Annotated in this window: 13 protein-coding genes; 9 read left to right on the top strand and 4 right to left on the bottom strand. The window is 40.9% G+C overall.

Features of this window, described 5'->3' with window-relative positions:
* Positions 1 to 83 precede the first annotated feature (83 nt).
* From ACW0TQ_RS17575 to solA, 9 genes are all read left to right on the top strand, one after another.
* Complete coding sequence (locus ACW0TQ_RS17575; protein WP_193062005.1) at positions 84 to 911, top strand: mechanosensitive ion channel family protein; 828 nt, start codon at positions 84 to 86, stop codon at positions 909 to 911.
* 400 nt (positions 912 to 1,311) lie between these two features.
* Positions 1,312 to 2,601: a globin-coupled sensor protein gene (locus ACW0TQ_RS17570; protein WP_052485051.1), complete on the top strand. Its 1,290-nt coding sequence runs from the start codon at positions 1,312 to 1,314 to the stop codon at positions 2,599 to 2,601.
* A gap of 62 nt (positions 2,602 to 2,663) precedes the next feature.
* Positions 2,664 to 3,491 (top strand): alpha/beta hydrolase, encoded by an 828-nt coding sequence (locus ACW0TQ_RS17565; RefSeq protein WP_042533648.1) that lies wholly within the window; start codon positions 2,664 to 2,666, stop codon positions 3,489 to 3,491.
* Between the two features lie 236 nt (positions 3,492 to 3,727).
* Complete coding sequence (locus ACW0TQ_RS17560; protein WP_193062008.1) at positions 3,728 to 4,897, top strand: ATP-grasp domain-containing protein; 1,170 nt, start codon at positions 3,728 to 3,730, stop codon at positions 4,895 to 4,897.
* A 17-nt stretch (positions 4,898 to 4,914) separates the two neighbouring features.
* Positions 4,915 to 5,655, top strand: coding sequence for an esterase family protein (locus ACW0TQ_RS17555; protein WP_455725879.1), 741 nt, complete (start codon positions 4,915 to 4,917; stop codon positions 5,653 to 5,655).
* 114 nt (positions 5,656 to 5,769) lie between these two features.
* Positions 5,770 to 6,621: a metallophosphoesterase gene (locus ACW0TQ_RS17550; protein WP_042533651.1), complete on the top strand. Its 852-nt coding sequence runs from the start codon at positions 5,770 to 5,772 to the stop codon at positions 6,619 to 6,621.
* Positions 6,622 to 6,773: 152 nt separating this feature from the next.
* Positions 6,774 to 8,510, top strand: a complete 1,737-nt coding sequence (locus ACW0TQ_RS17545; RefSeq protein ID WP_455725878.1) for a class I adenylate-forming enzyme family protein — start codon at positions 6,774 to 6,776, stop codon at positions 8,508 to 8,510.
* A 36-nt stretch (positions 8,511 to 8,546) separates the two neighbouring features.
* The gene (locus tag ACW0TQ_RS17540) at positions 8,547 to 9,020 is read left to right on the top strand and encodes an acyl-CoA thioesterase (protein ID WP_455725877.1); all 474 of its coding nucleotides are present in this window, start codon (positions 8,547 to 8,549) and stop codon (positions 9,018 to 9,020) included.
* A 22-nt stretch (positions 9,021 to 9,042) separates the two neighbouring features.
* Positions 9,043 to 10,182: an N-methyl-L-tryptophan oxidase gene (gene solA / locus ACW0TQ_RS17535; protein WP_368901609.1), complete on the top strand. Its 1,140-nt coding sequence runs from the start codon at positions 9,043 to 9,045 to the stop codon at positions 10,180 to 10,182.
* Positions 10,183 to 10,231: 49 nt separating this feature from the next.
* Here the strand turns inward: solA and ACW0TQ_RS17530 are convergent, their stop codons facing one another.
* The 4 genes from ACW0TQ_RS17530 to ACW0TQ_RS17515 are packed head-to-tail and all read right to left on the bottom strand — an operon-like array spanning position 10,232 to position 14,106.
* The gene (locus ACW0TQ_RS17530; protein ID WP_455725876.1) at positions 10,232 to 11,221 is read right to left on the bottom strand and encodes an ABC transporter ATP-binding protein; all 990 of its coding nucleotides are present in this window, start codon (positions 11,219 to 11,221) and stop codon (positions 10,232 to 10,234) included.
* The gene (locus ACW0TQ_RS17525; protein ID WP_042533656.1) at positions 11,218 to 12,207 is read right to left on the bottom strand and encodes an ABC transporter ATP-binding protein; all 990 of its coding nucleotides are present in this window, start codon (positions 12,205 to 12,207) and stop codon (positions 11,218 to 11,220) included. The genes ACW0TQ_RS17530 and ACW0TQ_RS17525 overlap by 4 nt, the downstream gene beginning before the upstream one ends.
* A 4-nt stretch (positions 12,208 to 12,211) precedes the next feature.
* Positions 12,212 to 13,132 (bottom strand): oligopeptide ABC transporter permease, encoded by a 921-nt coding sequence (gene opp4C, locus ACW0TQ_RS17520; RefSeq protein WP_042533657.1) that lies wholly within the window; start codon positions 13,130 to 13,132, stop codon positions 12,212 to 12,214.
* Between the two features lie 17 nt (positions 13,133 to 13,149).
* Entirely contained in the window at positions 13,150 to 14,106 is a 957-nt protein-coding gene (locus ACW0TQ_RS17515) for an ABC transporter permease (protein ID WP_042533658.1), read from the bottom strand.
* Positions 14,107 to 14,236: the final 130 nt, after the last annotated feature.

Here is a 14,236-nt window from a genome sequence, read left to right as displayed (position 1 = left end):
TCATCGAATTTTGTCTTATTTTACTTTAGATTCCTCTTTTGATATAATCATCAATCATTGAGAGCAGTAAAGGAGAAGATGAAATGGATTGGATAGAAAATATAAATTGGGAGCAGCTTCTATTAGATACTGGATTTATTCTTTTAAAATTGATTGGAACGCTTATTGTATTTTATATTGTACGTGCTATTGGAAAGCGATTTATTCGGAATTCCTTTTCCAAAGCACAAGTGAAGAAAAAAATGTCGGCAGGCAGAACGAAAACGCTGCAGTCTTTAACCATTAGTACGTTTTCTTACGCTTTACTATTTGTTACGCTAGTGGTTGTTCTTGGTATTTTTGATATTAATGCCACTGGTTTAGTTGCCGGGGCTGGTGTGGTAGGACTGGCTATTGGCTTTGGTGCGCAAGGATTAGTCAGTGATGTAGTTACAGGCTTTTTCTTACTGCTGGAGAAGCAGGTGGATGTTGGTGATTATGTAACAGCTGCCGGATATGATGGGGTTGTAGAAGATGTCGGGCTCAGAACAATGCAAATTCGCGGCTTTGATGGCACGTTAAACTATGTACCTAACCGGGAAGTTACCTCCCTAAGCAACCACACCCGCGGGAATATGCAGGCTTTAGTGGATATTGTCATTCCATATAGTGATAATATTGATGAAGCAGTTGGCATTATTCAAACCGTCTGTGATGAAATGAAAGAAATGAATTCTAAAATCGTAGAAGGGCCCAATGTAATTGGTGTCCAAACGTTTGATACAGCTGCGGTAACTTTACGGGTTATTGCTAAGACAGAAATGATGGAGCAATGGGCAATAGAACGTGATTTACGAAAAGCGATTAAAGAAGCGCTTGATGCAAATCAGGACGATCCTGAAAAAACATATGCCGAACAGCCTCAGGGATAGGTGAAGGCATAAGGGAATAATTTAGTATGAAGAATAATGTTATTTTAAAACAAAAAGGCTTTCGATTAATCGATGCCTTTTTTGTTTGATTTTATTTAAAAGGGGGATAAAAGATGAAACAGGAGTGGTCTGGTGATTATAAGGAATAATCGCTGTTTATTTTCTTAATAAAAGAAATAATCTTAATTTTATAATAGGACTTTTGAATCAACTTTATTTCTGAAGCAGATGTTTTTTATTTAGACAGTCATAGATGCACGCACATCCTGTATAATAGTGTCATGATAAAGATACATATACAATTTTCTTTTACTAAGAAATAGAGAACAAACAAAATTTTGATTGCTGAGCAGGTAAGAAATAATGAGCATTTGCAAAATAAGCTTTAGGAGTGAGTTGGTTGAGAAGTATTTTTCGTAAAGATGAGAGAGAAGAGAGTTTATTGGAAAGCAGTAAAGAAGTAACTGTGGTTTTAGAGAAGCTGCAGCAAACCGATTTAGCGTTACAGCTGAAAATATCCAGGTTAACAAAGCAGGATTTGGCTGTTGCCAGATTATTGAAGCCGGTGATTCAAGAAAATATTGATATTATTATCGATGCTTTCTATGCTAATTTGGCACTTTCTCCAGAGTTAATGGATATTATCGAAGACAACAGTTCGGTCAGCCGATTAAAACAAACATTGGCAACACACGTTATAGAAATGTTTTCCGGAGAAATTAATCAAGCATTTATTGACAAGCGCCGGAGGATTGCCCAGGTGCATGTACATATTGGTTTGCAGCCTAAATGGTATATCGCTTCCTTTCAAGAGCTGTTCTTTCAAATATCCAAGCTAGTATCAGATACATATCAGGACAAAGAAAACTTTTTGTATGCGATACAGGTGGTAAATAAGCTGTTGAATTTCGAGCAGCAGATCGTCTTAGAAGCATATGAAGCAGATATTGAAGAGAAAAGAGCTGTGATGGATGAAAAGAATCAAAACCTGATTACTTCCATGAGAGAAACAGCTGAGAACTTGAGCTTCTTGTCTTCGGAAACGAATCAGTCTGTGATAAAAATGGTAGATCAAGCAAATCGAATCAATCAAATATCCAAGCAAGGGGAAGAAATTGCTGCCGCCACAAGTGAATCAGCACAGCAGGGGATGGAGCAGACACAGACAACGAATGCAGGCATGTCCCATTTGGATAAGCATATGGCACTTGTCGTAGAAAGGTTGGAACAATTAACAGGCAGTGCCGAAAAAATCAAATCGGTGATTTCTATTGTAGAGTCGATTGCGGGGCAGACAAATTTATTAGCTCTAAATGCGTCTATCGAAGCAGCAAGAGTTGGTGAGCAAGGAAAAGGCTTTGCTGTGGTAGCGGATGAGGTGCGTAAACTTGCGGAGCAATCAGCGAAAGCTGTTGCTGAAGTAAGCGATTTGATCCTGGAGACAAACGAACAGGTTGCAAATAGCCGGGAAGCGATTAGAGAAACACAGGAAGAAGTAACATCCGTCCGTGAACAAACAGCGAAAACAGCAGAAATATTAAGGAAGGTTTCGGAATCTATGGCCCGTATTTCGCAAAACAGCAGTCAGATTCAACAATCATTGGAAGAAAATCAGCACAGTATCAGTGAAGTAGAATCTTCCATGGGTGAGATTGAGAATTACTCTCTGAAATTTAATGAAATGGAATGATAGCTTGTTATTACCGCAATTTTAAAAACGCTTAAAGAATCTTGACGGAATGAGGAATATACATGAGACAATCCTATTTTTATTTAAAGCTGGAATCCCACGAGCTGCCAATGGCTTATAAAAAAGAGAACCGTCGTGTGCGGGTATTATTGCCAAAGGATTATGGGAAAGAAAAGGATCGGCATTATCCTGTTGTGTATATGCATGACGGGCAAAATGTTTTTTACAGCAGTGAAGCCTACAGCGGTTATTCATGGAAGGTGATTCCGGCAATAAAACGGAATCCGGATTTGCCCAAAATGATTATTGTCGGGATTGATAATGGCGAAAGAGACCGCATTAATGAATATACACCATGGAAAATAACGGAAAGCCCGCTCCCGGAGGATATTGAATTGGGAGGAAGAGGCGCTGAATTTGCTGAATTTATTATGACAGTAGTAAAGCCTTTTATCGATGAACATTATCGAACTAAACCAGATAAATACCATACGGCAATGATTGGCAGCTCCCTTGGCGGAAATATTTCTGCTTTTATGGGAATTGAATATAAGGATCAAATCGGCGGCCTGGGGATTTTTTCGCTTGCTAACTGGATTACTAACAAAGCATTTGACCATTATATGGAAAGAGAAACGTTAGATCCGGAACAGCGTGTGTATGTCCAAGTCGGGACAGAGGAGGGTGACGACGCGGACCGGCAATTAATGTATGGTAATATGAAGCAGGCGTATATCGACTGTTCGCTAAAGTATTATAAACAGCTGGTCAAAGGCGGTATTCCTATCGACCATATCGATTTAAATATTTTTTCGGATGAGGAGCATAATGAGGAAGCCTGGTCAAAGCATCTTCCGGAATGTTTTCGATTCTTAGGTGCAAATTGGTGATAGAGATAGCTGTTTAAAAATTGATAGAATCCGTCGGAAATCATTGTGAGTTTGAGTTGGTTCATGGTTGATTAACTTCATTAAATTGGATGAAACGGCGGTTTCTTTCGAGTATTTTTTTATTATCTAATCTTATTTGACAATTTTCTAAAAATTATATTGATTTTAAATTAAAAAAATGGTATTTTAACAGGTAATCTAATGATTTTTACCTAGGTAACGAAAGGAGAAATAATATGAATTATATCCTAATTTCACCATATTATCCCAAGAATTTTCAGACTTTTGCGCATCGTTTAAAAAGTGCAGGCGTTCAAGTATTTGGAATTGGGGAAGAGCCTTATGATCAATTAGGTTCAGAATTACAAAAATCGTTAAGCGAATATTATCGGGTCAATAGTTTAGAAAATGTTGATGAAGTAAAGCGTGCTGTAGCGTTTTTGTTTTTTAAGCATGGCCCGATTGACCGAATTGAGTCTAATAATGAACACTGGTTAGAGCTTGATGCGCAGCTTCGTGAACAATTTAATGTGTATGGGAATAAAACAGCTGACTTGAAAAAGGTAAAGTTTAAATCGGAAATGAAAAAGCTGTTTAAAAAAGCTGGTGTGCCAGTGGTAGAGGGCTATGTCGTAAAAAATAAAGAGGATTTGTCGAAAGCTGTGGAAAAATTAGGGCTTCCTGTAATTGCGAAGCCGGATAGTGGTGTCGGCTCGGCTGCGACCTTTAAATTGAGTTCAGATGAAGATATACGTCATTTTGAAGCGGAATGGCAGGAAACAACCGTTTATTTCCTGGAGCCTTATGTGGAAGGCGGAAAGCTGTGTACGTTTGATGGCCTGACGGATCAAAATGGAGATATTGCTTTTCAGACAAGTTTTACATATAATGTGCCGACATTAGAGCTCGTTCAGGGGCAGCTGGATCTATTCTATGTTATTCAGAAGGAAATTGATCCGAAGCTTGAAGCATACGGGAAAGCGATTGTGAAAATCTTTGGCATGAAGGAACGTTTTTTTCATATTGAGTTTTTCCAATTAGAAAATGGAGATTACGTGGCGCTGGAGTATAATAACCGTCTGGCTGGCGGCTACACCATTGATATGTATAACTATGCTTACTCGATTGATTTATTTGCACAGTATGCTTCTTTGGTAACAGGAAGCGGATTTAAGAAGCCGGATGTTCCGAATCAATATTGTATTGGAGTTACCCAGCGGGACGCCTATCAATACCAAAACAATACCAAAGCAATCCGTGATAAATTCGGAGACAGGGTAAAGTTTGCTGAGCGTATGCCGGAAGCATTTGCCCATCTGCAGGGAAATCAATTTTATGCAATCAATGCGGATACGGAAGAAGAGGTTAATGAAATTACTCGTTTTGTACATGAACGAAAAAAATAGAGACAGGGGATTTGACAATGCAGATGGAACAGTTAAGCCATTGGAGCGGAGAATTAGGAAGGGAGATGCCATTAAACAGATATGGACACAGCGGTACACCAATTATTGTGTTTCCATCATCCGGCGGGTCACATTATGAATACTATGATTTTGGAATGATTGATGCGTGTCAGGAATTTATTGAAGCGGGAAAGGTGCAATTTTTCGCGTTAGCCAGCGTGGATAGCGAGAGCTGGCTGCATGATTCCAAGCCGCCGCATGACCGCGCATTAGCTCAAGAGGCGTACGATCGTTATGTCATTTCAGAAGCAATTCCATTTATTCAACATAAAACAAACTGGTTCCATCCAATGATGACAACCGGCTGCAGCATGGGGGCTTATCATGCGCTCAACTTTTTCTTAAGGCACCCGGATGTTTTTCAGACGACGGTGGCCCTCAGCGGTATATACGATGCACGCTTCTTTTTCGGAGATTATGGAAATGACCCGCTTGTCTATGAAAATTCACCGAGTGATTATATCTGGAATCAGAATGATGGCTGGTTTATCGATCATTACCGTTCAGCCGATATTATTGTCTGTACCGGCCTTGGGGACTGGGAGCAGGATGGACTGCCTTCATTTTATACATTGAAAAAAGCGTTTGAAGAGAAGCAGATTCCTGCCTGGTTTGATGAATGGGGCGAAGATGTTTCCCATGATTGGATTTGGTGGCGGAAGCAAATGCCTTATTATCTGGAAAAATTGTTTTCCTAAAATGCTAAAACACTAGTACAATAAAAGTGCTGGTGTTTTTTAATGGGGAAAATTTGGTAGAGGGAGCAGTTATATGCTCCCTGCTGAAAAATAGATGGATAAAGAGGTTAAAAGATGAAACGAACTAAGAAAACCAAAAACAATTTAAAAAGAGGGATTATATTAAGCGTTCTCCTGCTGGCAATGCTTTCATTGCTGATTAAAGTATATTTTGATACAAACACTTTTAAGATTAATAGAGAGCAGTTTTCCAGTGTGAAGCTGGAGGCTGATAAGGAGCTATCTGTACTGCAAATAACGGATGTACATAGCCGGTTGTTTGGGGAAGATAATGAAAGGGTGCTCGAAAAGGCGAGAGAGCTGGATGCGGATATCATTGTGCTGACAGGAGATTTGATTGACCGGAAAACAGAAGATCTGGAGATAGCCTTTGAACTGGCAGAGGCTTTAGTACAGGTAAACCCGGATACCTATTTTGTCACTGGCAATCATGAGCATGAAAATCCGGAGAAAGAGGCTTTCTTGGCCGGATTAGAGAAGAGAGGAGTACGCATTCTAAGCAATGAACATACACAATTTGAAAAAGATGGACAGCTGTTTAATATGGTTGGCGTGAATGACGTATCCACAAATCATGAAGATATGTCTTCGGCTTTTTCCAACGTAGATACGGATAAATATACCATTCTACTTTCTCATGCTCCCGCCGTTATTCAGAAATACCCGGAGGTTGATGCGGATATCGTGTTAAGCGGTCATACCCATGGCGGACAGGTAAGACTGCCGTTCATAGGGGCGCTTGTTGCTCCGGATGAGGGACTGCTGCCGGAATTACAGAAGGGCGTATATCCATTAGGCGATGCGCGTTATTTGTATATTGACAGCGGTCTGGGGACTTCTGCATTGCCAATACGATTTCTTAACCAGAGTCAGATCAGTTTGATTACGATTCAACCGGAACAATAGCATGAAAGAAGCAATGCCTGTTTTTTTACGAAGGTATTGCTTCTTTTTATGCTAAAAACCTGTCATTTAATTTACGGAATATATAGTGATATAATAGAAAACAAATCGCATTTACATAAAATAAAGACAGTTTAAGGGGGATTTTCTTTTTCATGGGCAATCAACAAGGGCTAAAGACAGCTAAAACGGTAAATGAAAGAAGAGAGGAGTTATTGGAGGCTTATCCTGTTTGGAATCGGGATACTATCGCTGCTCATTTTCAAAAAAGTGTGGAAGCTTATGCGGATCAAGCTTTCATGCATATTAACGGGATGACGTATACCTATCAAAATGTATGGGACCATGCTGTAGAAATAGCAAAAGCGCTTATACATAATGGAGTGAAAAGGCGCGATCATCTTGCTGTTTTGATGGATAATGATGTGGCATATCCGTCACTGATGATTGCTTCATCCATGGTCGGAGCTGTATTCATTCCGCTGAATTCCATGCTTTCGAAAGCGGAATTAACCTATATATTACGGCAGTCAGATACGAATCATTTAGTTGTGCATGAGACAGTGAAGGATAAGCAACACGCTCAAACAGTCGCAGCGTTATGGCAAACAAAAGAATTTCAAGATAATGCTTCACTGGAAAAAGTAATCTGCATGGAGACAGAAGGAGATACGGAAATCTTGGATTCCTTTATTAAATGGGAGGATTTCCTGCACGCAGGCCAGGAGGTTTCTGATAAAGAATGGAAACAGCGTTGGAATGCCTCCCTATATCCGGATGAAGCAGCTATTATTATGTACACTTCTGGTTCCACGGGAAGTCCTAAAGGAGTCATGCTGACACATGATATGCTGCTCCGCTGTGCATTTAGTACATGCTACAGCCGGGCTATTGAGAAAGGGCGGATTACATTTGCACCATTGCCGTTCTATCATTGCTTTGCCATTGTTGAAGCGATACTGGCTATGTCTTTTGTTGGCGGTTCTTTTATTTCTGCGCTTGGAGCATCCCCGTTAAAATCACTGGAATTAATGGAAAAATATCGTGCGAATGATTACTTATGTGTTCCATCTACCCTGGTAGCCTTATTAAATCATCCAAAGGTGTCAGCATTTGATTTGTCCTCGCTTTTTGCGATGTGGTGCGGGGCTGCACCTGCTCCCGTTCCCGTATGGAAAAAAGCCATGGATACGCTGGGGTTGACGGAAATGATTACCGGGTATGGACAGACGGAGGTAAGCTCCTCGGGAGTGACAACAGAACTGGGGGATTCTTTAGAAATGATTTCGACAAGAGTAGGGCGTCCTAAATTAGCAGGTTCCAGCGGGCTTTCGGAGTTCCAAGGACATGCAACAGAATATAAAACCATCGATCCGCAAAATGGAAAGGATTTAGAAGCGGGAGCTGTTGGGGAATTAACTGTCCGCGGCCCATCTGTGACGAGCGGATACTATAATAAGCCTGAAGAAACAACGGCAGTTATTGATAAAGATGGCTGGCTGCGTACCGGCGATGTCGGAAGAATAGATGAAAATGGCTATGTACAGCTTTTAGGCCGCAGTAAAGAAATGTATAAGGTTTCTGGAGAGCTGGTTGCTCCAAGAGAAGTAGAGGCGGTTATTTCCGAACATCCAGCCGTTGCACAAGCGGGTGTGATAGGGGTTCCTGATTCGATGACAACAGAAATAGGGGCTGCGTTTATTGAAGTGTATGATGGAGAAGCTGTTACGAGAAAGGAAATCGTCCAGTGGTGTACAGATAAGCTAGCACGTTTTAAAATACCTAGATATGTCTGGGTTATATCAGCTTTTGATTGGCCGCTGACAAGCACTGGAAAAATTCAAAAATTTCGTTTGCAGGAAATGGCGGAGGAGAAGTTAAACCGCCCATAATAAGTAAGATAGAGAAACGTATAGGAGGAAATAGGAATGGCACAAGAATGGCATCAGCACCAAATGCGAGTGCAATACAAGGATACAGATCAAATGGGGGTTGTTCATCACGGGAACTATATTACCTGGTTTGAGGTAGCGCGGACAGAGTGGATGAGGCATTTTGATATGTCCTATCACGCGATTGAAGAAGAGGGGCTGCTTTTACCGGTATTGGACGTGAATGCTGTATATAAAAGCTCAGCAAGATTTGATGATTTGGTTGTATTGTTCACACGTATTGAGCAGTATTCCCCGATTCGGTTAGTTTTTGAATATGAAGCGAGAAGAATAACGGAAGAAGATTGGAAAGCTAACGGGTTGAATCATGCTACAGCGGATGAACCTTACGGGGAATTACTCACCACGGGAAAAACAACACATATGTGGATGAATAAGGAGTGGAAACCGGTGAAGCTTCGAAAAACACATCCAGAACTGTATGAAAAAATACAGCGAATTGCTGACTAGAGGAATAGGGAGGAAGCTCAAAATGGAATACGATGTGATTATTATTGGTGCGGGATCCATGGGGATGTCGGCAGGCTATTATTTAACAGAAGCGGGCCAAACAGTGGCGCTTATTGATTCCGATGACCCTCCGCATGAAGAGGGTTCTCATCATGGGGAAACAAGACTGATCCGTCATGCCTACGGAGAAGGCGGAAATTATGTTCCATTGGCATTACATGCACAAAAGCTGTGGGAAGAGCTGGATGAGAAAACGGAGGAACGCATATTTTTAAAGACAGGTGTTCTAAATTTTGGTGCAAAAGGAAATGTGTTTTTGGAGACCGTTCAAAAATCAGCAGAGGAATATCAGCTTCCGCTGGATGACATGACAGCAGAAGAAATTAACAATCGCTGGCCGGGATTTCAATTAGATGCTGACGCTGTCGGCTATTTTGAGAGAAATTCGGGCGTATTGTTCAGTGAAAATGCTGTTCGCGCCTATCGGACCTTAGCAGAAAAAAATGGTGCGGATTTATATACAAACAGATCTGTTCAAGCAATTGAAACAACAGCTGATCAAGTTACAGTAAAATTAACCGATGGCGAAATAAAAGGGAAGAAGCTGCTTATCTCTGCCGGAAAAGGTACCAATCAAGTAACAAAGCTGCTTGATACCACGCTGCCCCTCACACCTGTGCGTAAAACATTCTGCTGGTTTACAGCAGTTGAAGAAGCGAATTATACAGAAGGATACTTTCCAGGCTGGGGCTATGTTGATGAGGAAAGTACATATTATGGTTTTCCCAATATCGACGGTGCAGGTTTGAAAATTGGCAGGCATGATTTAGGACATCCATTAGACTATTCAGGAAAGCTGGATCCGTTTGGAGCATACGCTGAAGATAAACAGGAGACGCTTGTCTTTGCGCGTAAGCATTTCTCGAAGGATATAGACCTTAAAGAAGGCAGGGTGTGTACATATACAAACACACCTGATGAAGATTTTATTATAGATTATTTGCCGGGGCATACCAATATTGTCGTTGCCTGCGGATTTTCCGGTCATGGTTTTAAATTTGCCAGCGGAATTGGGGAAAGCTTAGCCAGGTTATTAACGGATAGGGAACTGGCAGTGAGTTTAGAAAGCTTCCAGCTAAATAGATTTGATGGGTATCAATAGAATGAAAACAAAGGTGCATCCGCTTGTTTAATAGGATACACCTTTGTTTTTAAGTATTTGCTTTCTCTTGATCTACTAAATGACAAGCTACAAAATGCCCTGGCTCTCTTTCCTTGAATACAGGTGTTTCATTTTTACAAATATCCATAGCAAATGGACAGCGAGTATGAAATTTGCATCCGGAAGGGGGAGATGCGGGATTAGGCAAATCTCCTTTCAACAAAATACGTTCCCGCCGTTTAGTCGGGTCAGGAATAGGAACCGCAGACAGCAATGCTTTTGTATAAGGATGCTGCGGGTTCTCGTATAATTGATCCCTGGTGGCCAGTTCCATCATGGTACCCAAATACAGTACACCTATCCGGGAGCATAGATGCTCTACCACACTTAAATCATGAGAAATAAATAGATAGGACAAGTTTCTTTTTTCCTGCAGTTCTTGAAAAAGGTTAATAATTTGCGCTTGTATGGATACATCTAGTGCGGAAACTGGCTCGTCCGCTACAATAAATTCCGGGTTCATAATCATCGCACGGGCGATGCCGATTCGCTGACGCTGACCGCCGCTGAATTCATGCGGATATTTATTGATATGGTACGTCGGCAGTCCGCATAGTTCCATTGTTTCCATCACTTTTTCCTTCACATTCTTTTTTGTTGCTAAGCCGTGGTCCAGTAAAGGCTCTGCAAGGGCATCGCCAATCCGTAACCGCGGATTTAAAGAGCTGAATGGGTCTTGAAAGACAAATTGCATCTTCGTACGCAAGTGACGCATTTCTTTTTTATCTAATTCAAAAACATTTTTTCCATGATATTTGATTTCTCCATTGGAAATATCTTGAAGGCGCAGAATTGATTTACCAATGGTGCTTTTCCCGCTGCCAGATTCTCCGACTAGTCCAAATGTTTCTCCTTCTTTAATATGAAAAGTTACATTATCAACGGCTTTGATATACTCATTGTTTTTACTAAACATTTTTTCTTTTGTTTTATATTTTTTCTCGAGCTGATGGACTTGAATAAGCGATTCCTGCGTCATTTGTGTACCACCTCATTTTCGTAAAGCCAGCAGGCGACTTTATGTTCACTGCTGTCATCGCTTTTTAGCTCGGGTGTTTGCTGTGTGCAAATCTTCATGCAGTGTTCACAGCGGTCAGCAAAGTAGCAGGAGGGCTTTAAATCAACCAGCTTCGGAACCTGCCCTGGAATGGTATACAGTTTTTTCTTTCGGGATCCGAGGACGGGCTTGGCTTGCAATAAACCCTTTGTGTAAGGGTGCTTCGGATTAGCAAATATCTCTTCCACCGTGCCTTGCTCAACTACTTTACCGGCATACATTACTACAACCCTGTCTGCTACTTCAGCTACGACACCAAGATCATGTGTGATCAGCAGCATGGACATATTTGTTTCTTCCTTTAAATCCTGTAATAAATTCAATACCTGTGCTTGTATCGTGACATCGAGCGCTGTTGTCGGTTCATCTGCAATAAGCATCTTCGGGTCGCAGGCAAGGGCAATGGCAATCATTACGCGTTGAAGCATGCCCCCCGACAATTGATGCGGATAGGATTTGATAATTTGTTCACCGCGTCCAATACCAACCATTTTTATCAGTTCAAGTGATTTCTTTGTTGCTTGTTTTTTGGAAATCGCCTGATGCTCTAATAAAACTTCTGTCATTTGTTCTCCTATTGTCATAACAGGGTTTAGGGAAGTCATTGGCTCTTGAAAAATCATAGATAGCTCATTTCCCCGAATTCTGCGCATATTTCCTTTCGAAAGCTTGGTGAGATCTTTACCTGCTAAATTTATTTCTCCTTCTACCTTTGATGTATCGGGAAGCAGCCCCATAATAGACATGGCTGTAACACTTTTTCCACATCCAGATTCTCCGACGATGCAGACAGTTTCTCCTTGATAAACGTCAAAGTTGATTCCATCCACAGCTTTTACCAATCCGTCTTCTGATTGAAAGTGTGCTTTTAACTGATGAACGGATAAAAGCGGTTCTTGTTGTGCCATGTAATTACCTTCCTTTCATGTTTGGATCAATGGAGTCGCGCAGTCCATCACCTAATAGATTTACCGCAATAACCGTAATGAAAATGGCTACACCAGGAGGAATCCAAAGCCATGGTCTGTTGGTAAAATCGATTAACGTATTCGCTGTATTAATCATGTTTCCCCATGAGGCAGTCGGCGGGACAACACCCAATCCGAAGAAGCTTAATACCGATTCGCTTAAAATAGCTCCCCCGACACTTAATGTAGCCGTTACAATTAATAAAGGAACGACGTTTGGGAGAAGATGATTTAATACTTTTCGTTTATCACGCAGCCCCAATACTTCGGTTGCTACCATAAACTCTCTTTCTCTTAAACTGAGAACCTGGCTGCGGATCAATCGCGCGAGGCTCGGCCAGTTTACCAGACTTAACATAATCATAACAATATATAATCTTTGCTCTGCCGGCACCTGCCACTCTGACATAATAGCAGCCATGATAAAAAGAAGCGGAAGGCCGGGTAAAGTCATTAAAATATCAGCAATACGCATTACAATTTGGTCGATAATACCACCATAATATCCTGCTAGAATACCAAGAATGCCGCCAATTGTTACGGCCAGGAACATTGCCCCGATTCCGACAGTCAAGGAAATTCTGCCGGCCAGCATTAATCTGGTAAGTACATCTCTTCCTAAGTGATCCGTACCAAGCCAGTGTGATAAATTAGGGGCCTGGTGAATAGCTTGCGAGTTAGTGCCAGCAGTCATATATGGGGAAAAGAAAGGCCCGACGAAACTGAATAAAAACACTAATAAAAGAATAAGTAATCCGGCAATAGCCATTTTTCTTTTTAAAAAACGTTTCAAAACTTCTTTCCATAAAGAAGATTTTTGAACAGTGTGACCTGATTGAATCATTTCATTACTTGAATAAGCCATTGTGCTCGCCCCCTCTACTATTTAACTCTGACACGAGGGTCAGCAATTCCATATAGAATATCTGCGATTAAATTACTAATAACAGTTAGTACAGCAATAAACATGGTAAAGCCCATTAATAAAGGGTAATCCCTTACAGAAAAAGCCTGCATATAGATAGCGCCGATTCCCGGCCAGTTGAAAATCTGCTCTGTGATAATTGCTCCGCTGAATAGTGCCGGAAGCTCAAAAGCAAATAAAGTGATGGCGGGGAGAAGGGCATTTCTTAATGCGTGTTTATAAATAACAACTTTTTCCTTTAACCCTTTTGCTCTTGCGGTACGCACAAAATCCTGTTTTACTACTTCCAGCATATTTGTTCGGAAATACCTGGTCAGGCCGCCAATTCCAAGCATGGTCAAAACAATGACAGGAAGCACCATATGCTCTGCGATATCTTTTATACGGGCCCAACCAGTATAATCCGCTCCTGAAGTTGTCATACCGCCGGCAGGAAACCAGCCTAGGTCAACAGCAAAAAATTTAATAGCGATTAGACCGAGAAAGAAAGAGGGGATGGCCATCGCTCCGAAAACAAGAATCGTCACAAAGGAATCAAAAAAAGAATATTGTTTCGTTGCTGAGATAACCCCGATAACAAGTGCGATTCCCCATGTTAAGAATAAAGATGCAAAAGCAACGATAAAAGAGCTCCATATGTAATCATTAAGAACTTCCGTAACAGGTCGCTGGAATTGAAGGGAGTAACCTAAATCTCCCTGAAATAAATTTCCCAACCAAATAAAGTAGCGGGTAATGGTAGGCTGGTCAAAACCGTACAGGGCATATAATTCCGCTTTTCTTTCCGCTGTTAAATTTGGATCTGTATCAATGAAATTACCTGGAATCAAGGAATACAAAAAGAAAATAAGAATAGATGCGCCAATCAGCGTTGGGATTAAATAAAGCAACCGTTTGACAAAATAATTGTTCATGTTGATGCCCTCCTTTTAACTCATGATTGATATAAGGCTGCAAATTTTAAAAACAATATGTAAAAAGTTTTTATTTCTATAAAAAAGCAAGAAGATTCCTATCTAAGATGAAGACAGGAATCAACTGCTT

This window comes from Oceanobacillus sp. M60 (assembly GCF_053839645.1).
The sequence above is the reverse complement of the archived record's forward strand: the minus strand, read 5'-3'. Positions and strand labels throughout refer to the sequence as shown.